15 protein-coding genes and 3 tRNA genes are annotated in these 19225 nt (G+C 74.5%); 10 read left to right on the top strand and 8 right to left on the bottom strand.

The features are described from left to right. Positions 1 to 9: 9 nt before the first annotated feature. Positions 10 to 516 carry a ribonuclease gene (locus tag ACGF07_RS27880; RefSeq protein WP_392903082.1) on the top strand — a complete coding sequence of 169 codons (507 nt, stop codon included), beginning with the start codon at positions 10 to 12 and terminating at the stop codon, positions 514 to 516. 55 nt (positions 517 to 571) lie between these two features. Here ACGF07_RS27880 and ACGF07_RS27875 read toward each other — a convergent pair whose 3' ends face one another. After that, a complete protein-coding gene (locus tag ACGF07_RS27875; protein WP_350746302.1) occupies positions 572 to 1567 on the bottom strand; it encodes a hypothetical protein in 996 nt (331 codons plus the stop codon). 113 nt (positions 1568 to 1680) lie between these two features. On the opposite strand from ACGF07_RS27875, the gene ACGF07_RS27870 reads away from it, so the two are divergent. After that, positions 1681 to 2943 (top strand): ADP-ribosylglycohydrolase family protein, encoded by a 1263-nt coding sequence (locus ACGF07_RS27870; protein WP_392903079.1) that lies wholly within the window; start codon positions 1681 to 1683, stop codon positions 2941 to 2943. On the opposite strand, the gene ACGF07_RS27865 is transcribed toward ACGF07_RS27870, so the two are convergent. Then, positions 2933 to 3667 (bottom strand): GNAT family protein, encoded by a 735-nt coding sequence (locus ACGF07_RS27865; RefSeq protein WP_350746296.1) that lies wholly within the window; start codon positions 3665 to 3667, stop codon positions 2933 to 2935. The two genes, ACGF07_RS27870 and ACGF07_RS27865, sit on opposite strands and share 11 nt — an antisense overlap. Positions 3668 to 4343: 676 nt before the next feature. On the opposite strand from ACGF07_RS27865, the gene ACGF07_RS27860 reads away from it, so the two are divergent. From ACGF07_RS27860 to ACGF07_RS27840, 5 genes are all read left to right on the top strand, one after another. Then, positions 4344 to 5288, top strand: coding sequence for a PAC2 family protein (locus tag ACGF07_RS27860; protein ID WP_392903077.1), 945 nt, complete (start codon positions 4344 to 4346; stop codon positions 5286 to 5288). Between the two features lie 191 nt (positions 5289 to 5479). Then, positions 5480 to 6475 carry an SGNH/GDSL hydrolase family protein gene (locus tag ACGF07_RS27855; RefSeq protein WP_392903075.1) on the top strand — a complete coding sequence of 332 codons (996 nt, stop codon included), beginning with the start codon at positions 5480 to 5482 and terminating at the stop codon, positions 6473 to 6475. 194 nt (positions 6476 to 6669) lie between these two features. Then, the gene (locus tag ACGF07_RS27850; protein WP_392903072.1) at positions 6670 to 7980 is read left to right on the top strand and encodes a deoxyguanosinetriphosphate triphosphohydrolase; all 1311 of its coding nucleotides are present in this window, start codon (positions 6670 to 6672) and stop codon (positions 7978 to 7980) included. A gap of 125 nt (positions 7981 to 8105) precedes the next feature. Then, complete coding sequence (gene dnaG / locus ACGF07_RS27845; RefSeq protein WP_392903069.1) at positions 8106 to 10010, top strand: DNA primase; 1905 nt, start codon at positions 8106 to 8108, stop codon at positions 10008 to 10010. A gap of 154 nt (positions 10011 to 10164) precedes the next feature. After that, positions 10165 to 11355: an RNA polymerase sigma factor gene (locus tag ACGF07_RS27840; RefSeq protein ID WP_392903067.1), complete on the top strand. Its 1191-nt coding sequence runs from the start codon at positions 10165 to 10167 to the stop codon at positions 11353 to 11355. Here the strand turns inward: ACGF07_RS27840 and ACGF07_RS27835 are convergent. The 4 genes from ACGF07_RS27835 to ACGF07_RS27820 form a co-directional block, all read right to left on the bottom strand. After that, entirely contained in the window at positions 11343 to 12554 is a 1212-nt protein-coding gene (locus ACGF07_RS27835) for a DUF2690 domain-containing protein (RefSeq protein WP_392903065.1), read from the bottom strand. The genes ACGF07_RS27840 and ACGF07_RS27835 overlap by 13 nt on opposite strands. 389 nt (positions 12555 to 12943) lie before the next feature. Next, a complete protein-coding gene (locus ACGF07_RS27830) occupies positions 12944 to 14347 on the bottom strand; it encodes a glutamate decarboxylase (protein ID WP_392903062.1) in 1404 nt (467 codons plus the stop codon). Positions 14348 to 14541: 194 nt separating this feature from the next. Continuing rightward, on the bottom strand, positions 14542 to 15978 hold the full coding sequence (locus ACGF07_RS27825) for an FGGY family carbohydrate kinase (RefSeq protein WP_392903060.1): 1437 nt from the start codon (positions 15976 to 15978) through the stop codon (positions 14542 to 14544). A gap of 107 nt (positions 15979 to 16085) precedes the next feature. Continuing rightward, the gene (locus tag ACGF07_RS27820; protein ID WP_392903058.1) at positions 16086 to 16391 is read right to left on the bottom strand and encodes a hypothetical protein; all 306 of its coding nucleotides are present in this window, start codon (positions 16389 to 16391) and stop codon (positions 16086 to 16088) included. A gap of 229 nt (positions 16392 to 16620) precedes the next feature. Here ACGF07_RS27820 and ACGF07_RS27815 point away from each other — a divergent pair. Continuing rightward, a tRNA-Asn gene (locus ACGF07_RS27815) sits at positions 16621 to 16693 on the top strand. Between the two features lie 62 nt (positions 16694 to 16755). Next, a tRNA-Asn gene (locus ACGF07_RS27810) sits at positions 16756 to 16828 on the top strand. Positions 16829 to 16991: 163 nt separating this feature from the next. Here the strand turns inward: ACGF07_RS27810 and ACGF07_RS27805 are convergent. Both ACGF07_RS27805 and ACGF07_RS27800 read right to left on the bottom strand, forming a co-directional pair. Then, positions 16992 to 17738 carry a trypsin-like serine peptidase gene (locus tag ACGF07_RS27805; RefSeq protein ID WP_392903055.1) on the bottom strand — a complete coding sequence of 249 codons (747 nt, stop codon included), beginning with the start codon at positions 17736 to 17738 and terminating at the stop codon, positions 16992 to 16994. A gap of 172 nt (positions 17739 to 17910) precedes the next feature. Then, positions 17911 to 18771, bottom strand: coding sequence for a trypsin-like serine peptidase (locus ACGF07_RS27800; RefSeq protein ID WP_392903053.1), 861 nt, complete (start codon positions 18769 to 18771; stop codon positions 17911 to 17913). A 192-nt stretch (positions 18772 to 18963) separates the two neighbouring features. On the opposite strand from ACGF07_RS27800, the gene ACGF07_RS27795 reads away from it, so the two are divergent. Then, positions 18964 to 19040: transfer RNA gene (locus tag ACGF07_RS27795), tRNA-Ile, on the top strand. Positions 19041 to 19225: the final 185 nt, after the last annotated feature.

The following is a 19225-nucleotide window of genomic DNA, read 5'->3' as shown; positions in this document are numbered from 1 at the left end:
CTGGACCGCATGACCAGAAGCAAGAGCCCGCTCGTCGTCGTGGCCGTCCTGATCCTGGCGGTGCTCGCCGGAGCCGGCTACCTGCTCGCCGACAGGGGCGGCAGCGGCCACCCCAAGTCCCCCGCGAGCGCCGCCGCGAGCGCCACCGGCGCGACGAAGTCCTCGGCCCCCAAGCCGTCCCCGCCCTCCGGCGGCGCCACCGCCGCCGGGACCTGGGTCCCCGCCGACCCGGCGCTGGCCGACGTCTGCCGCAGCAAGCTCCCCAGCCAGGCCCAGGACACCCTCGCCCTGATCGCCAAGGGCGGCCCCTACCCGTACAACCGCGACGGCATCGTCTTCGAGAACCGCGAGAGCCGGCTGCCGAGGAAGTCCGGCGGCTACTACCACGAGTTCACCGTCGTCACCCCGGGCTCGAACGACCGCGGCACCCGCCGCGTCGTCACCGGCACCGGCGGTGAGCAGTACTGGTCGCCGGACCACTACGCCACCTTCCAGGAGATCGACCCGCGCTGCTGAACCCGCTGCCCGGTCACCGCGCCCTGGCCCCGTTCCCGCCGGTCAGCTGCCCGGGTCAGCGCGCCCGGCGCCAGGTGATCCGGGCGTGCGGGCCGTGCGGCCCGGTGGTGACCAGGGCGGTCAACTCGTGCAGCACCGGGGCCGGGTCGCGCCGCAGCTGGACCGGAGTGGTGCGGACCACCGGCAGCCCGGCGGTGGTGAGGCGGTTGGCCCGGGCGAGGCCGCGTTCGTGGTCGGCCGGGCGCAGGTGGTAGGCGCGGGAGTCGATCTCCAGGGCCACGCAGGCGTGCGGCCAGTAGGCGTCCGGGACGGCGAGGAAGCGGCCGTCGAGGAAGAGCAGCGGGTTCCAGAGCGGTTCGGGCAGGCCCGCGTGGGCGAGCAGCTCCCTGGCCTCGCCCTCCACCACCGAACGCACCCCGGCGGTCAGGTCCTCCACCACCCGGGCCACCTGCGGCAGGGCGAGCGCCCCCGGCCGGGCGAGCAACTGGTCCAGCAGCTCGCCGAGTTCGCAGTGCCGCCGCTGCACGGCCTCGGCGCACAGCGCCCGGAACAGGCGCGGCGGCACGCCCCGCGGCGCGAGGTCCGCCAGCGCCCGCGCGACCGTCGCGCTCCACAGCCCGTCGTCCCGCTCGAAGCCGCCGGGCATCGCCCCGGACGCCCGGTGCACCCGCACGAACTCCCTGTCGCCGACCCGCCGTTGGGACGGAATCAGGACGTCCACCGCCGCCACGTCCGCGGGGTGCCCGGCACTCGGCAGCCCGGCGTCGGCCAGTACCGCCAGTCCGGTGAGCAGCACCTCCCCGGACTGCGGCTCCCGGCCCTTCGGGCTCGCGTACGCCAGTGCGGCGCGCAGCCGCTGATGCACCGTCAGCCTCCCGCTCTGCAGGCAGATCACCCGTGGCAGCACCTGCTGCCACGGGCCGCCCGGCCGCAGCCGGTGCGCGATCGTGCCGGAGGGCACGCCGAGCCGGCGCAGCTGCGCCCTGGTGGCGATGTGCTGCTGGTCGGCGCCGAGCAGGGCGACGGGGTCGAGCGGGTTCGCGCGGGTCATACCCCGGTGCTGCCCCACCCGGATCGGAGGTATGCGAAACATCCCCCTTCGGGGGCGCCGGAGCAACGGTGTTGACGAAACGGCGGCAGAACCGGTGGGCTTGGGTGCACATGATGACCGAACCCGACCGCTCCGCGCTCGACGCGCTCGACGGCCTCTCCGTCGGCGACGCCCTCGGCGCCCAGTTCTTCGTCCCGGCCACCGCCCGGGCCCACTTCGACTCCCGCACCGAACCGCCCGGCCCCTGGCCGTGGACCGACGACACCGAGATGGCCTGCTCGGTGTACGCCGCCCACCGCGAACGCGGCACGATCGACGCCTTCGACCTCACCCACGCCTTCGCCGGCCGCCACGACTTCGACCGGGGCTACGGCCCGGCCGCCAACCGGATGCTCCGGCTGATCCGGGAGGGCGGTGACGCCGCGGCGCTGGCCGCCGGACTCTTCGACGGGCAGGGCTCGTACGGCAACGGCGCCGCGATGCGGGTCGCTCCGCTGGGAGCGGCGTACGCCGAGGACCTGGACGAGGTCGTCCGACTGGCCGCCCGGACGGCGGTGATCACCCACACCCACCCGCAGGCGGTGGCCGGGGCCGTCGCCGTCGCGGTGGCCGCGGCCCTGGCCGTCCGGGCCCGGACCGGCGGCACGACGCCCGCGGACCTGCTCGCCGAGGTCGGGCACCGCACCCCGTCGGGCGCCGTCCACGACGGCCTCACCGAGGCGATCGGCCTGCTGGACGAGCCGGACGTCCGGGTCGCCGCCCGGGTGCTCGGCAACGGCAGCCGGACCTCCGCGGCCGACACCGTGCCGTACGCCCTGTGGTGCGCCGCCCGCAGGCTCGCGGACTACCCGGCCGCCGTGCGGGACGCGATCGCGGCCGGCGGTGACATGGACACCGTGGCCGCGATCACCGGCGGGGTGGTCGCCTCGTACACCGGCGGCGACGGGATCCCCGCGGGCTGGCGGGCCGCCCGCGAGCCGCTGCCCGACTGGGCGTTCCCCGAACCGGGGTCCGTCAGCGAAGGGCGGGGCCGAGCGGACATGCTGGTCCCGCGTCCGCACCCGGTCCCCGACGTGCAGTGGAGCGACGAGCAGTGGCAGCGCATCCGGACCGCGCGGCACACGGACGCGCTGGACGGCCGCTGGGCCGTGCACACCCACGAGGGCGCGGTCAGGATCTGCCGCGCGCCGGACGGCCGTCCGGTCTGGGAGGTGGCGGTCGCCCGGCTCCGCGGTGGCCGGCGCCCGGTGTCGGCGGTCGTCGAGACGGGCCGCGACCGCCGACCGGGCCCGCCCGACGACTCCCGCGACCAGGCGGTGCTGGCCTGGATCCTGGAAACGGCCGCCACCGGCCGGAGGGTGCCGTTCAGGCCGTGATCATCAGCTGCCCGGCGCCGCTGCCGCCGTGTCTAAGGCACTCCTGGTTGATCGCCGGATCCGGGGCGCTGGGCGAGGTGGCGGCGGCGATCCGCAGCTCGATGATGTCCCGGACGGCCGGCCATTCGGAGTCCAGGATCGAGTAGAACGCCGTCGAGCGCACCACCCCGTCCAGGCCGCGCGAGTGCGCCCGGCGGACACCCTCGGAGGTCGCCCCGAGCCGCTCGATCGCGGCCCGCGAGCGCATGTTCCGGGCGTCCGCGCGCAGCGAGATCCGCTGCACGCCCCAGACCTCGAAGGCGTGTCGCAGCATCAGCAGCTTGGCCTCGGTGTTGATGCCGGTGCCCTGGGCGCGCGGCGAGAGCCAGGTGTTGCCGATCTCGGCCGCGTCCGGGACGGCCGTCTCCGGATCGCCGAACGGCACGCCCGGCACCGGCGGCCACACCAGCGGGCCCTGCCAGTAGTCGAGTTCCAGGAAACGGGTGGAGCCGACGACCCGGCCGTCCGCGACGCTCACCGTCGCGAACGGCAGCGACCGGCCCGCGGCCTGGTCGGCCAGCGCCCGCGCGATGTAGTCGCGGGCGGCCTCCAGACCGTGCGGGACGGGGGTGAAGGCGTAGGTCGTACGGTCCTCGGCGCCGGCCTCGGCGATGGCCTCGGCGTGGTGCGCGGCGAGGGGCTCCAGCCGCACGGTGCGGCCGGTGAGGATGACAGGTACGGGCACGGAACCTTCGGTCCTTCATCGGTCGTAGGGTGCCTCCCGCGCCGGGGTGCGGCACGGGGTGCGGTGGACTCGGACGTCCCGGGCCGGTCCCCGCCCTCCGGGTACCCGTGCATGCCGGAGGCTTCCGGTCGGGCGGTGCGGGGGGCGGCGGCCCGGAACGGGCGGCGCGGGTGCCGGAACGGACACGGATCCTCGGACCGGTCCGGCGGGAAGAGCGAGGGGACAGTGTGCGTCCGCGAAATGGCCGAGAAGGAGACGAGTGCGCGAAGGGAAGCAGGCGGCCAGGTGAAGGCAAGATGCGTCGTGGGTGGCTGCCGGAGCATCGATCCGGGACGTGGCCGACGGCGTTACGGACGACGTGACGACGACGCGACGATGCGAGGCAGCGAGAGGACGATACCCGCCAGAAGGCGGTGCGTCACTTCGCGGCACGCGAATGGCGGCTCGGGCCTGCACGGCGCGCTCGGGACGGGGCGGCCGAACACCCGTGACCAGGGGCTTTGCCGCCGGGTGCGATCATGGTTCGCGGGATCGTCCGGCGGGCCGTGCGGCGGGTGCCGCCCCGGGGCGTCCGGCGGCCCGTTCGCCGCGGCGGGAATTCCGGCGCCGCCCGGCGCGCTGGACAGGACGACAGGCCGGACGGATCGGGTCGAGCGGAGAACGGGGATGGGTGCGCGTGCGTGACTTCCAGGCGCTGTACGAGCTGGACGAGCAGGGCGTGGCCGCGGTGGCCGCGGCCGCCGCGGAGTTGCGCGACACCGGCGCCGGCCTGGTGCTGCTCCACCACTTCGAGGGCTTCATGGACGCCGGTGAGGCCGGCGGCCAGGTGGTGGCGCACCTCCTGGAGACCGGATCGCCGCAGGTGGTGGCCCGTTTCGACCACGACCGCCTGGTCGACTACCGGGCCCGCCGCCCCGCGATGGTCTTCGACCGCGACCAGTGGACGTCCTACGACCCGCCGGAGATCCTGCTCCGGCTCGTGCGCGACGCCGCCGGCGCGCCGTTCCTGCTGCTCAGCGGCCCCGAGCCGGACGTCGAGTGGGAGCGTTTCACCCGGGCCGTGCGCGAGCTGGTCGAGCGCTTCGAGGTCCGTCTCGCCGTGGACTTCCACGGCATCCCGATGGGCGTCCCGCACACCCGCCCGGTCGGCCTGACCCCGCACGGCAACCGACTCGACCTCGCGCCGGGCTACCCGCAGTGGTTCGAGCAGGCGCAGGTCCCGGGCAGCGCCCAGGCCCTGCTGGAGTACCGCCTCGCCGAGGCCGGGCACGACGTGCTGGGCTTCGCCGTGCACGTCCCGCACTACGTGGCCCGCTCGGCCTACCCGGCCGCCGCCGTGCTGATCCTGGAGGCGGTGCAGTCCGCCACCGGCCTGGTGCTGCCGGGTGAAGCGCTGCGCCGGCGGGTCGGCGAGGTCTACGCCGACATCGAGGAGCAGCTGGCCCAGGGGGACGGCGAGTTGCGCTCGGCGATCCGTGGCATGGAGGGCCAGTACGACGCGGTGGTGGGCGCGGAGGGTCGGGAGAGCCTGCTCGCCGAGCCGGTGGACCTGCCCTCGGCGGACGAGCTGGGGCGGCGCTTCGAGGAGTTCCTCGCCGAGCACGAGCGCGGCGCCGAGTAGCCCCGGGGGCTCACGAAGGCGCCGCGCAGCGCCGGAGCCCAACACGGCGTCGTGGCGGCGGAGTCGGCCGGGCGGGTGGTTCCGCCCCGGCCGGGAGTCATCGGCCGCCGCCCGCGCGTTGCACCCTGGGGTGCCCGGGGGACGGGCCGCCGTACGGAGCTGCCCGCGACTCGTACCCCCGGGGGGACACCATGCCGAGGACCACACGTCCGACCGTCGCCGCGACGGCCGGGCTGGCCGCGCTGCTGCTGGCCGGGTGCAGCGGCGGGGGCGGTCCGGGCGGGGCGGGGCCCGGCTTCGCCGGCGCGCTGCCCGGGCGGACGGCCGCCGCGGCCACCCCGACGCCGACCCCGACCCCGGTGCCCACCGGGCCGTACGTGGCGCTCGGCGACTCGTACACGGCCGGGATCAGGATCGCCCCGCAGGTCGGCGAGCCGAGCGGCTGCCTCCGCTCCGGGGTCGACTACCCCGCACTGGTGGCGAAGGCGCTCGACCTGCCGCCCTCGCAGTTCCGGGACGTCAGTTGCAGCGGCGCCCGCACGGGGGACCTGCGGGCCCCGCAGAGGACCGACGGCGGGTCCAACCCCGCCCAGCTGGACGCCCTCTCCCCGGCCACCCGGCTGGTCACCGTGGGGATCGGCGGCAATGACGCGGGCTTCATGGAGGTGCTCACCGAGTGCGCCAAGGACAACCTGGTGGACGCGGTGAAGAGCCTGGTCGGCGAGGAACGCGGGGGCGCGCCCTGCCGGGACCACTACTCCTCCGGCGGCCACGACCAGCTCCGGGCCAGGGTGGACGCGGCCGGCGAGCAGGTCTCCCAGGTCCTCCAGGACATCCGGCGGCGCTCGCCGCAGGCCCGGGTCTACGTGGTCGGCTACCCGGCGCTGCTCCCGGCCGATCCGGCGAGCTGCGTGCCGGTGCTCGGCACCACGCTCGCGCCGGCGGACCTCGGGTTCCTGACGGAGAAGGAGCAGCAGCTCAACGCGATGCTCAAGCAGCGCGCGGAGGCGGCCGGGGCGGTCTTCGTGGACACCGTCGGTTCCTCCGCCGGGCACGACATGTGCGCGGGCGAGGGCGCCCGCTGGATCGAGCCGCCGCTGCCGGCCGGGGGGTTGGCGCCGGTGCACCCCAACGCCAGGGGACAGGAGGGGATGGCCGCCGCCCTGCTCAAGGCCGTCCGGGGCTGACCGGAGCGGACCGGCCCCCGAGGCCGTGGCAAGGCTGGCCGGCCCCCAGCGGCTGGGGGAACCGGGCCGTCCGGGTACGAGCGGTTCGCGGGAGGCGGGCACCGGCGCGCTGCCCGCCGTTCACGCCCCGGCCCGCGCTCCTTCGCGCGCGGCACACCCCGCGTGTCGGAGGTGCGGCGTACCGTGAATGTCATATGGATGACACCACGCACCGCCTCGCCGCCCCGATCGCGTACGACCACACCGCCGAGGCCCGCTGGGTCCCCGAACCGGACAAGCGCCCCGGCCGTACGGCGTTCCAGCGCGACCGCGCCCGGGTGCTGCACTCCGCGGCGCTGCGCCGACTGGCCGGCACCACCCAGGTGGTCGCCCCGATGCGCAGCGACTTCCCGCGCACCCGGCTCACCCACTCCCTCGAATGCGCGCAGGTCGGGCGGGAGTTGGGCGCGGCCCTGGGCTGCGACCCGGACCTGGTCGAGACCGGCTGCCTGGCCCACGACATCGGCCACCCGCCCTTCGGCCACACCGGCGAGGAGGCCCTCGACCAGGCCGCCGAGGCCTGCGGCGGCTTCGAGGGCAACGCCCAGTCGCTGCGCATCCTCACCCGGCTCGAACCCAAGCGCTTCGCCCCCCGGGGCGAGCAGCCCGCCGCCCGGCTCGCCCCCTGGCCCGGCCGCAGCGTCGGCCTCAACCTCTCCCGGGCCGCCCTCGACGCCGCCACCAAGTACCCCTGGACCAAGGGGGCCCACCCCACTGACCCGGCCTCGCACAAGTACGGCGTCTACGCCGACGACCTCCCGGTCTTCCGCTGGCTGCGAGCCGGCTCCCCGGCCGGGCGCAAGTGCTTCGAGGCCACGGTGATGGACTGGTCCGACGACGTCGCCTACTCCACCCACGACGTGGAGGACGGCCTCCAGGCCGGCCACATCCACCCGGACGCGCTGCGCGCCCCGAGCGAGCGCGGCGAACTGTTCAAGGTCGCCGAGCGCTACGCCCCGGACGCCGATCCCGAGGAGCTGGCCGCCGCTCTGGACCGGCTGCTCGCCCAGGAGTGGTGGCCGCGCAGCTACGACGGCACGGCGCGCGCCCGGGCCGGGCTCAAGGACCTCACCAGCCAGCTGATCGGCCGCTTCTGCCTGGCCGCCGAGCAGGCCACCCGGGCCCGCTACGGCCCGGGCCGGCTCACCCGCTACGCCGCCGAACTGGTGGTGCCGAGGGAGGTCCGGCTGGAGTGCGCGGTGCTCAAGGCCGTCGCCGTCCGCTTCGTCATGCAGCGCGACGAGCAGGCCCAGCTGCGGGCCCGCCAGCGGATCGTGATCGCCGAGCTGGCGTACGTCCTCACCCAGCGAGCCCCCGAGGGGCTGGACCCGGTCTTCGCCGCGATGTACCAGGAGGCCGAGGACGACCGCGCCGCCCTGCGCACGGTCATCGACCAGATCGCCACCCTGACGGACGCCTCGGCGCTCGCCCTGCACGCCAAGCTCGTCGGCACCGCCTGGGTGTAGCGGCCGGCCTCCGGGCCGGTAGCGGCCGGCCACCGGGCTCCCGGCCCCGGGCTCCCGGCCCCCGGCCGCCGACAGCGGGCCGGGAGCCCGGCCGGAAACCCCGGCCGCCCCAGTAGACTTCCGGGGTGGCCGGGCGGATCAGGGACGAAGACGTACAGGCGGTGCGCAACGCGCTGCCGATCGACGCGGTGGTCGGCGACTACGTACAGCTGACCAACGGTGGCGGCGGCGAGTACAAGGGCGTCTGCCCCTTCCACGACGAGAAGTCCGCCTCCTTCTACGTGAACCCCGCCAAGGGCGTCTTCCACTGCTTCGGCTGCCAGGAGAACGGCGACACCATCGCCTTCCTGATGAAGATCGAGCACTTCACCTTCGCCGAGGCCGTCGAGCGGATGGCCGCCCAGGCCGGGATCACCCTCCGCTACGAGGAGGGCGGCTACAGCCCCCGCCACCAGCAGGGCGAGCGGACCCGCCTGGTCGAGGCCCACAAGGTGGCCGCCGCCTACTACCAGGAGCAGCTGGCCTCGCCGGAGGCGGAGATCGGCCGCCGGTTCCTGGCCGAGCGCGGCTTCGACGAGGAGGCCGCCAGGACCTTCGGCGTCGGCTACGCCCCCGCGGGGTGGGAGCACCTGGTGCGCTTCCTGCGCGGCAAGGGGTTCAGCGACAAGGAGATCCTGGTCGGCGGCCTGGCCTCGCAGGGCCAGCGCGGCGGGCTGATCGACCGCTTCCGGGGCCGGCTGGTCTGGCCGATCCGGGACATCGCGGGCGAGGTGGTCGGCTTCGGCGCCCGCCGGCTGCGCGAGGACGACAACGGCCCGAAGTACCTGAACACCCCCGAGACGCCGATCTACAAGAAGTCCCACGTGCTGTACGGCATCGACCTGGCGAAGAAGGAGATCGCCCGGTCGGGCCGGGCGGTGGTGGTCGAGGGTTACACCGACGTGATGGCCTGCCACCTGGCCGGGGTCACCTCGGCGGTGGCCACCTGCGGCACCGCCTTCGCCGAGGACCACATCAAGATCATCCGACGGCTGCTGATGGACACCTCGCAGTACCGGGGCGAGACGGTCTTCACCTTCGACGGTGACGCGGCCGGCCAGAAGGCCGCGCTGCGCGCCTTCGAGGACGACCAGAAGTTCGCCGCCAAGACCTCCATCGCGGTCAGCCCCGGCGGCATGGACCCCTGTGAGCTCCGGCTCGCCCAGGGCGACGAGGCGGTCCGGCAGCTGATCGACAACCCGGTCCCGCTGTTCGAGTTCGCGCTGAACTCCGTGGTGGCCCGGCACCGGGTCGACACCCCCGAGGGGCGCTCGGCGGCACTGGAGGAGGCCGCCCCGATCGTCGCCAAGATCAAGGACCGCTCGATCCAGCACGAGTACGCCGTCCGCCTGGCCGGCATGCTCGGGATCCTGGACGAGCCCTTCGTGGTCCGCCGGGTCTCCCAGCTGGCCCGCTGGGACCGCGAGCGCCAGCAGAACCCGCGCGGCGCGGGCGCCCGCCGCCCGGAGCCGGTCCAGCCGCAGCGCCCCGCCCAGCCCGCCTTCCGGCTCAACCCGCGCGACCCGGCCCAGTTCGTCGAGCGTGAACTGCTCAAGCTGGCGCTCCAGCACCCCGACCTGGTCAGCCCGGCCTTCGACCACTACGGCGAGGACGAGTTCCCGACCCCGCCGTACGCCGCCGTCCGGCAGGCCATCGCCAAGGCCGGCGGCGCGACGTACGGGGCGACCCTGCCCGACTTCACCAGCGCGGTGCGCGAGGCGGCCCCGGACGACCGGGTGCGCTCGCTGGTGACGGAACTGACCGTCGAACCGGTGCGGTCGCGCCGCAAGGCCGACGCGATCTACGCGGGCGAGTTCCTGGTCAAGCTGCGCCTGCTGGCGGTCGACCGCCGGGTGAACGAGGTCCGCGGCTACCTCCAGCGGCTCGGCCCCCGGGCCGACGCCGAGCAACTGCGCGCGGTGCAGACCGAGCTGTGGCAGCTCCAGCAGTACGGGCAGCAGCTCCGCAGCCGGGGCGCGGCCGCGCTGTAGGCCCGGGCGGAAGCCCGCCGTGCGACGGGCGGAAGCCCGCTGCACAGAAAGTCGGCGCACGAGTCTCGGCCGCGGAGTGTGGCGTACCGCACACTGGAGGGCGTCCTGTCTCCGACCAGTGCGGGTCCGACACAGTCGCGCCCGCCCCGAGGGGATGCCCGTGGAGGAAGGCCTCGCCGCAGCGACCACCGCCAGTAGACGAACCCAGCCCGCCGAACCGGCCGCGGCGCAGGAGACGGACCACGGCCGGGCCGGGGTGGCGCTCCCGGGCGGTGCCCGGATCCCCACGCAGGGCCTGCCGGAAGGCCACCCCGACAGCCTGGACCCGGTCGCCGAGCCGGAGCCGGAGCCGGAAGCCGAGGAGTCCGACGGCCCGGACGAGGCCCTCGAGCCCGCCGACTCCGCCGACTCCGCCGAAGCCGCCGGAGGCGTGGCCCCGTCCGCGGACCTGCTGCGCCAGTACCTGCGGGAAATCGGCCGGATCCGGCTCCTCACGGCCGCCGAGGAGGTCGAGCGGGCCCGCCGGATCGAAGCCGGCCTCTTCGCCGAGGAGCGGCTCGACGGCGACCCTCCGCCGCCGGACGCACTGGCCCGCGAACTGGACACCCTGGTGGTCCTCGGCCGGATCGCCAAGCGCCGTCTGATCGAGGCCAACCTGCGCCTGGTGGTGTCCGTCGCCAAGCGGTACGTCGGCCGCGGGCTGACCCTGCTGGACCTGATCCAGGAGGGCAACCTCGGCCTGATCCGGGCGGTCGAGAAGTTCGACTACGCCCGCGGCTACAAGTTCTCCACCTACGCGACCTGGTGGATCCGGCAGGCGATGAGCCGGGCGCTGGCCGACCAGGCCCGGACGATCCGGGTGCCGGTCCACGTGGTCGAACTGATCAACCGCGTCGTCCGGGTCCAGCGCACGCTGCTGCAGGAACGCGGCCTGGAGCCGACCGCGGCCGAGATCGCCGCCGCCCTGGAACTCACCGAGGAGCGGGTGCGCGAGCTGCTCCGGCTGGCCCAGGAGCCGATCTCGCTGCACACCCCGGTCGGCGAGGAGGACGACCTCGCGCTCGGCGACCTGATCGAGGACGCCGACGCCGCCTCGCCCGCCGAGTCCGCGACCTTCCTGCTGCTGCGCCAGCACCTGGACGCGGTGCTCGCCACCCTCGGCGAGCGGGAGCGCCAGGTCGTCAAGCTCCGCTACGGCTTGGACGACGGCCGCCCGCGCACCCTGGAGGAGATCGGCGCGGTGTTCGGCGTGACGCGGGAGCGGATCCGCCAGATCGAGTCCAAGACCCTGGTCAAGCTCCGCGACCACGCCTACGCCGACCAGTTGCGCGGCTACCTGGACTGAGGGGCGGACGGGCTCGGCGAGGCCTGGGCCGCGTCGTTGGCCGGGGACCGGGTGGAACCCGCCGGGTCGGCTTGACCGGTCGAAACGGCCGGGCCGGTCGGGCCGGTCGGGTCGCCCGCCGTTGCCGTCGCCGTCGCCGTAGCCGTTGCCGCCGCCGTGGCTCCGGTGCCCGGGGGCGGTGAGGCGGGGCCGATCGGGATCGGGGTGGAGGCCACCACCGAGGCCAGGTCGGCCACGGTCCCGGTGCAGTCGTGTCCGGCCGGCTGGTAGCCGCAGACCTGGAACCCGACCGCCGGGTCCGCCGCGTTCAGCATGGCCGAGTAGTTGTCGTAGCCCCAGTGGATCATGGCCGTCTCGCTGTCCCCGGTGCTGTCGGTGATCACCGCGTAGTCCTTGGGCTCGCCCTCGGTGATCGCCGCCCAGGCGGCCTGGCAGGTGCGGCTGTACCGGAGGTAGACGACGACCTTGCCGACGACCTGGGTCTGCAGCGTCCGGGCGTCCTTGCCGCAGCCGGTGGTCTTGGGGTCCTTGTGCGCGCAGCCGACGGCCCGGCAGACGGGCGCGGACGGGACGGGCTGGGCGCTGGGGACGGCGGGCGGGGCCGGGGCGTCGGCCGCCGAGGCCTGCTCGTCGTGCCGGGTGACCCGCAGGCCGACCAGCACCACCAGCAGCGCCACCACCACCGCGCCCGCGGCCAGCGCCGCCCGGCTCCGCCACCAGGGGAGGGCGGGCCGGACGGCCTCCTCGGCCTCGGTCTGCTCCGCCTGCTCGGCCCGCTCGGCCTGGTCGTTCCGGTCGTCCGGGCGGCCCGGTTCGGCCGGGTCAGCGGGATCGGCCGGACCAATGGGATCAACCGGGTCGACAGGATCAGCCAGGTCGACGGGATCAACCGAGTCCAACGGATCAGCCGGAGCGGTCCGGTCGGCCGGCGCGCCCACGGGCTCCACCGCCAGTCGCCACAGCCGCCGCAGCTCCGCCGCGTCGCACTCCACCGACGCGACCAGGGCCTCCAGTGCCTGCTCGGTCACCACCCGCTTGCCGTTCAGCCAGCGCTCCCAGGAGGCCCGGCTGTAGTGGGTCCGGCCGGCCAGCTCCGCCAGCGAGAGTCCGGTGGCGTCCTTGAGGGCGCGGAGTTCATCCGCCAGCCGTCGGGCGGCTGGGGGCAGCTCCTCGGGCAGTTCCTTCCAGGCGGAAGCCAATGCGGCCCTCCAACGGTCGCGAGACGGGACACGGGGACGGGGCGGGAGAGTGCGCCCGGCCCGGGCCGTTCGGTGTCTCTCCTTCTCCAACCTCAGCGGCCTGGTGTCCCAAACACCAGGTCATGGCGTTGAGACGGACGGAAGTGTCTCACAACCCCCGGGAGCGCTCGAACACTTAAGTGCTCGTCGGGCAGAGTGCTCTGGTCGGCGCGGTTCGCCGCTCCGGCCGCTTCGCTCGGGCCCCGGCCGACCGGCCGGGATCGGCCCGGCGCGAGTCCCGGACGCCCCCACCGGTCGGGGCAGCCTCGCGGGGGGAGGCTGCCCCGACCGCCGGGACCCCGGTGGGAGGCGCTTCGCCGCGCCCTCCCACCGGGAACCGCGGGCCCGCCTCAGTGGTGGAAGCCCTCGCTGACCGGCACCCCGAGCTCCTTGAGCGGGACGGGCTGGCGCCGCAGCTCCGGCAGCAGCCGGTTCAGGTCGGCCAGCAGCAGGTCGGCGAGGTCCCGCGAGAAGCCGTTGCGGCAGACCACCCGGAGCACCGAGAGGTCCTGCCGGTCCGCCGGGAAGGTGTACGCGGGCACCTGCCAGCCGCGCTCGCGCAGCCGTCGCGAGACGTCGAACACGTCGAAGGGCGTTCCCTCGGCGGTGGTGAAGGCGAACACCGGCAGTTGGTCACCGCGCGTCAGCAGCCGGAAGCAGCCCAGCTTCCCGATCTCCTCCGCCAGGTAGCCGGCGACGTCCCGGCAGGCGCCCTGGACCGCCTTGAACCCCTCCCGGCCGAGCCGCAGGAACACGTAGTACTGCGCCGCCACCTGCGCGCCGGGCCGGGAGAAGTTGAGGGCGAAGGTCGGCATCTCGCCGCCCAGGTAGTCGACCCGGAAGACCAGTTCCTCCGGCAGCGACTCCTTGTTCCGCCACAGCGCCCAGCCGACGCCCGGGTAGACCAGCCCGTACTTGTGCCCCGAGGTGTTGATCGAGGCGACCCGGGGCAGCCGGAAGTCCCACACCAGCTCCGGGTCGAGGAACGGCGCCACCATGCCGCCGGAGGCGCCGTCCACGTGCACCGGGATGTCCAGGCCGGTGCGCTCCTGGAGCTCGTCGAGCGCGGCGCAGATCTCCGCGATCGGCTCGTACGAGCCGTCGAAGGTGGAGCCGAGGATGCCGACCACGCCGATGGTGTCCTCGTCGCACAGCGCGACCGCCTGCTCGGGGCCGAGGTGGAAGCGCTCGCCCTCCATGGGCGCGGTGCGCGCCTCGACCTCCCAGAAGGTGCAGAACTTCTCCCAGCACACCTGGACGTTGACGCCCATCACCAGGTTGGGCCGGGCCCCGGCCGCGTAGCGCTCGGCGTTGCGGCGCATCCAGCGGTGCTTGAGCGCCATCCCGGCGAGCATGCAGGCCTCGCTGGAGCCGGTGGTGGAACAGCCGACCGCGGCGTCCGGGTCGGGGGCGTGCCAGAGGTCGGCGAGGATGGCCACGCAGCGCCGCTCCAGTTCGGCGGTCTGCGGGTACTCGTCCTTGTCGATCATGTTCTTGTCCAGGCACTCGGTCATCAGCCGGGTCGCCTGCACCTCCATGGAGGTGGTGACGAAGGTCGCCAGGTTCAGCCGGGCGCTGCCGTCGAGCATCAGCTCGTCGTGGACCAGCTGGTACGCGGTGTCCGCCGCCACCGGGCCGTCGGCGAGCCGGTGCACGGGCGGGGCGAGTTCCATCGCGCCGAGCGGGTCGGTGACGCCGAGGAACGGGCTGACGCTCAACCGGCGGCCGTCGCCGGCTCCCTTGTGCAAGGCCATGGGAACTGCCGCCCTTCGCGCTCGGTGTCCGTGTTCCGGACCCACGCTGCCACCGGGCGCCGGGTGACGCATCTTCAGCGGCGGACTCCGGCCAAGGCCCCGCCGGGGTTTCGGGGACTGGTCCGAACCGCCGGGACGGAAGCGACGAGGCGACGAAGCGGCGAAGCCGCCGAGCGAAGGCTGCGAAGCGAGGGCTACGAGGCCGAGGCCTCCGGGTGGACCTGGTCGCGGGCGGCGCGGTACTGCCGGCGCACCGCGGCACCGATCGCGAGGTCCTGCTCGTCCTCGGGCTCGACCGTCTCGGCGTCCGGCAGCTCCCACTCCGGCGGCTCCGGGGTGCCCGCCAGCGCCCAGGCGGCCTGCCGGGCGGCCCCGCGCGCGGCGTGGGCGGCCGGCGGGGGCACCACCACCGGGACACCGAACAGCATCGGGGCGATGTGCCGGACGGCGGGCAGCCGGCCGGCCGTGCCGAGCAGGAACACCCGCTTGATCCCCACGCCCTGGGTGCGCAGTACGTCCAGCGCGTCCGCGATGTTGCAGAGCATGCCCTCGACGGCGGCCCGGGCCAGGTGCTGGGGCGTCATCGCCTCGGCCCGCAGGCCGGTCAGGGTGCCGGCGGCGTGCGGCAGCGCGGGGGTGCGTTCGCCGTCCAGGTACGGCAGCAGCACCAGGCCGTAGGCGCCGGGGGAGGAGTGCAGGGCGAGGTCGCTCAGCCCGTCCAGGTCCCGGCCGAGCAGGGCGGCGGTGGAGCGCAGGACCTGGGCGGCGTTGAGGGTGGCGACCATCGGCAGATGGCGGCCGCTGGCGTCGGCGAAGGAGGACACCAGGCCGGAGGCGTCCACCACGGCCTGCTCGTGCACCGCGAAGATCGTCCCGGCGCTGCCGAGCGAGACCACCGCGTCGCCCGGGCCGAGGCCCAGGCCCAGCGCCGCGGCCATGTTGTCGCCGGTGCCGGCCGAGATCAGCAGACCCTCGGGGGTGTGCCCGGCGGGCTCGGCGGGGCCGAGCACCTCGGGCAGCTTGAGCCCGTGGCCGAGCGCCAGCTCGACCAGGTCCTGCCGGTACTCGCCGGTGATCGGGGACCAGTAGCCCGTCCCGGAGGCGTCGCCCCGGTCGGTGGTGCGGCGCTTGGGGTGGCCGAGCAGCTGCCAGACCAGCCAGTCGTGCGGCAGCAGCACCTCGGCGATCCGGCGGGCGTTGGCCGGCTCGAACTCGGCCAGCCAGCGGAGCTTGGCGATGGTGTACGTCGGGCCGGGCACCGCGCCGATCGCGGCGGTCCAGGCGGCCGGGCCGCCGAGGGCGTCCAGCAGCTTGGCCGCGGCACCGCCGGCCCGCGGGTCGTGCCACAGCATCGCGGGCCGGACCAGCACCCCGCCCGCGTCCAGGCCGATCATGCCGTGCTGCTGCGCGCTGACGCCGATCGCCCGGACGCCCTCCAGCAGGCCGCCGGCCGCGGCGTCGCCGAGCGAGTGCAGCCACATCTGGGGGTCGGCCTCGCCCGCGCGCAACTCCAGGCTCTCGGGGACGGGATGGGGGGCCTTCCCGGAGCGCAGGACGGCGCCGGTGTCGGTGTCGCACGCGACGATCCGGGTGCGGTTGGTCGAGCTGTCTATCCCCGCGACGATGGCCATGTCGAGATCATGCCTCAGCCCGGCCCGGGACGCGTCCGGGCCGGGTGAGTCTTTGCCGGTTCGGAACGCCCCGCCGGGCCGTCCGTCGCGCCGGTCTCACCGCCCGGTCACGGGCGGAAGGTGCCCCAGCCGTCGTCCTCCGACCGTGAGCGGTTGAAGTACGGCACCCGTTCGGTGACCGCGGTCGGCAGCCGGTCCCCGACGCGGTCCGCGACCGCACCGGCGGCCTTCCCCGCGACGGCGCCGGCCTGCTGCCGGGCCCGTTCCGTCGCCCCCTGAACCGTGGGGCTCTGGGTGATCTGCCGGGTGACCTTGGCGATCTGCTCGTAGCGCTGGCGCCCGGCCCGCGAGCCCAGGACGTAGCCGGCCGCGAAACCCACGGCCAACGACACCTTCCACATGATCGGATCCACCCTCTCCTGGCGGCCTCTGCCGCATTGCCCTACCCGTTGGTCGGGACGGCGAACCGTCCGCGCCCCCAGCATCCCCGGGGGACGTCGCGGGCGCGCGGCGGGCGCGCCGGGACGGCCGTGCCGGGCGGCCGGGGAAAGCGATTGGCGGACCACCCCCCCGAGTGCGCTAATGTATGTCCCGCAGCGAGCGCCGAGGAGCCCGGGTCACGGGAGCCGGAGCGGAAGCCGATCCCCCATAGCTCAATTGGCAGAGCAGCCGACTGTTAATCGGCAGGTTATTGGTTCGAGTCCAATTGGGGGAGCTCGGGAGAGGGCTCTTCAGGAGCCCGTTTCCTGTGCGTGATACCGAAGTCGAGTAGCACGATCCCGCATAGCTCAATTGGCAGAGCAGCCGGCTGTTAACCGGCAGGTTATTGGTTCGAGTCCAATTGCGGGAGCTGCACCGGGTCCGCCCGGTGACTGCTCAGAGCGAAGGCCCCTCGGACGACCGGGGGGCCTTCGTGTTGGCCCGGGCGCTTGTTGCGTCCGTCACCCCCGCCTCGGCTCCTCCCGTCATCAACACCCCTTCGTCACCTCCTCGTCTCCCATCACCCGGCGCCCTCAGGTGGTCGCCCGCCGGTAGAGGTCGGCGACCCGCTGGTCGAAGGCCACGCTGTAGGAGGTGCCCGGGCTTTCGCCGCCCTCCTGGTAGCCGCCGATCACACCGATCACCGTCCCGCTCGCCGTCACCCACGGGCTGCCGCTGGTGCCGTCGGTGTAGCCGCCGCAGTCGAAGCGCTCCTGGGTCGAGCCCTGCGAGCGGGTCCGCACGGAGCAGGTGATCGGCTCGTCGCTCTCGTTCGGGTAGCCGGTCACCGAGACGGTCAGCCCCACGCCCTGGTCCGTCCCGATCGGGTTGCCGCCGACCGCGTCCTCGATCTCCCGGCCGTCCACCGGGCGGACGGTGATGAACGCCACGTCGTAGTCGGGGTCGTCGTCCTGCGCCCAGCGCGGGTCCACGGTGATCGACTGCACCGGCCAAGTCCCGTACGGCGTGTACCCGTTGCGGTAGCCGGGGGTGAACACCAGCCCGTCCAGCAGGCCGATCCGACGGTTCTGCACGCAGTGCGCCGCGGTGACCAGCAGGTTGCGGCGGGGGCTGTGCACCACGCTCGCGGTGCACGCCCGTGGGCCCTGCGCGGAGTGGATGGACAGGGTGCCGATCCGGTCGCGGACCGGGCTCGGCTGGGCGACCTCGGCGTTGGGCGGGGCGTCCGACCCGCCGCAGGCGGTGCCGGCGGCCAGCAGCAGGGCGGCCAGCGCGGTCACCCTCGCCGTGCGCGCACGCGGTACCGGGCGGGGCGCCATCGGGTGCTCCGTCTCGTTCCTCGGGGCGGGCATCCTGGCCGTGCGTTCCGCCGTTCGTGAGGAAGATCTACCAGGCCGCGCCCGCGAACGCCACTGCCGGGTGCACGACCGGTGCGGAACGCACCCGGTGCGGGGCGGGGCTCAGGCCGCGCGCAGTCGGGTCAGGTGCGGCTCAACCGGTGGCCCGGTCGTAGAGCGCCTGGACCCGGTCGCCGAAGTAGCTGCTGTAGGAGGTGTCCGGGCTGTCTCCGCCCTCCTGGTAGCCGCCGATCACGCCCACCACGGCGCCGGTCCTGGACGCCGGGTCGAAGTCCGTCACCCAGGGGCTGCCGCTGGTGCCGCCGGTGTAGTCGGGGCAGTCGATCCGCAGCTGGGTCGGGCTCTGCTCGGTGGTGGTGTTGGCGCAGGTGATCGGGACGTCGCTGCTGCCGGGGTAGCCGGTGACCCGCACCGGGAGTCGGTAGCCGCGGTTGACGCCCAGCTTGTTGGCGCCGAGCACCTCCTGCACCTGCCGGCCGTTCTGGGCCTGGACCACGGCGAAGGCGACGTCCACGTCCGGATCGGCGTGGTCCTTCCAGCCGTCGTCGACCGTGACCGCCAGCAGCGGCCAGACGCCGCTGGGGGTGTCGCCGTTGCGGTAGCCGGGGACGAACACCAGGTCGCTGCGCTGGCCGAGCTTCGGGTCCCAGACGCAGTGGGCGGCGGTGACGATCAGGTTGAGCCCGGCGCTGTCCACCACGCTGGCGGTGCAGAAGTGGTCGCCGTCCGCGTTGCGGGTGAACACCGCGCCGACCAGGCCGTTGAGCACGGTGGGCTTGGCGGTCCGGGTGACCCCGGTGTGCTTGCCGATCGCCCCCTTGAACCGCTGCTTGGTCCAGCCGTGGGTGTCCGTGGAGCCGGCCCCGGAGGCGGAGGGGAAGGCCGAGGTGACGGTCGGGACGACCCCGCCGGAGCGCGTCGCGGTGGTGCAGCCGGTCGCGGCGAGCGCCAGCAGCAGGGCCCCGGCCGCCGCTCCCCTCCCACGCATCGTCATCAGCCCAGGCTGCCCCCGACCGGGGCTCGCACGCCAGCCGGACTGCGCCGCCCGGAGAGGCGCGCGCCCTCCCGCACCCAGGTGCGCCCCCGGCGCGCACCACGGGTGATCGACCGGCTATGCTGCCCGGGACGGCCTCGCGGGGCCGTCTGCTGCTGCCGCGGCCGACGAACCGGCGCGCGCGGCGGAACCGGGGCGGTAGCTCAGCCGGTTAGAGCAGGGGACTCATAATCCCTTGGTCGTGGGTTCGAGTCCCACCCGCCCCACCATCAGCGTGATGCCACGTCAGCGGGCGCGCCGCTCTGACCAGGGGAAACGCCCATCCCGGTACGGAGACTGTAAAGCAGGTCCCGGCCGGACTAGGTTCTGTCCGACGGATCATGGTCGGAGCCAGAGACGGATCGCTGCGACGGTGACCGTTCCGTGGAAAACGTAGGCCCGCTTGTCATAGCGG

Source organism: Kitasatospora sp. NPDC048194, assembly GCF_043202455.1.
Classification (GTDB): domain Bacteria; phylum Actinomycetota; class Actinomycetes; order Streptomycetales; family Streptomycetaceae; genus Kitasatospora.
Note: the sequence above shows the minus strand (reverse complement) of the source record. Positions and strands in the feature narration are given on the sequence as shown.

Coding starts and splice junctions, on each gene's coding strand:
- ACGF07_RS27840 (WP_392903067.1), top strand. CDS start 10,165: ATGCCCGTGGAGGAAGGCCTCGCCGCAGCGACCACCGCCAGTAGACGA.
- ACGF07_RS27870 (WP_392903079.1), top strand. CDS start 1,681: ATGACCGAACCCGACCGCTCCGCGCTCGACGCGCTCGACGGCCTCTCC.
- ACGF07_RS27850 (WP_392903072.1), top strand. CDS start 6,670: ATGGATGACACCACGCACCGCCTCGCCGCCCCGATCGCGTACGACCAC.
- ACGF07_RS27855 (WP_392903075.1), top strand. CDS start 5,480: ATGCCGAGGACCACACGTCCGACCGTCGCCGCGACGGCCGGGCTGGCC.
- ACGF07_RS27875 (WP_350746302.1), bottom strand. CDS start 1,567: ATGACCCGCGCGAACCCGCTCGACCCCGTCGCCCTGCTCGGCGCCGAC.
- ACGF07_RS27880 (WP_392903082.1), top strand. CDS start 10: ATGACCAGAAGCAAGAGCCCGCTCGTCGTCGTGGCCGTCCTGATCCTG.
- ACGF07_RS27825 (WP_392903060.1), bottom strand. CDS start 15,978: ATGGCCATCGTCGCGGGGATAGACAGCTCGACCAACCGCACCCGGATC.
- ACGF07_RS27800 (WP_392903053.1), bottom strand. CDS start 18,771: ATGACGATGCGTGGGAGGGGAGCGGCGGCCGGGGCCCTGCTGCTGGCG.
- ACGF07_RS27805 (WP_392903055.1), bottom strand. CDS start 17,738: ATGGCGCCCCGCCCGGTACCGCGTGCGCGCACGGCGAGGGTGACCGCG.
- ACGF07_RS27830 (WP_392903062.1), bottom strand. CDS start 14,347: ATGGCCTTGCACAAGGGAGCCGGCGACGGCCGCCGGTTGAGCGTCAGC.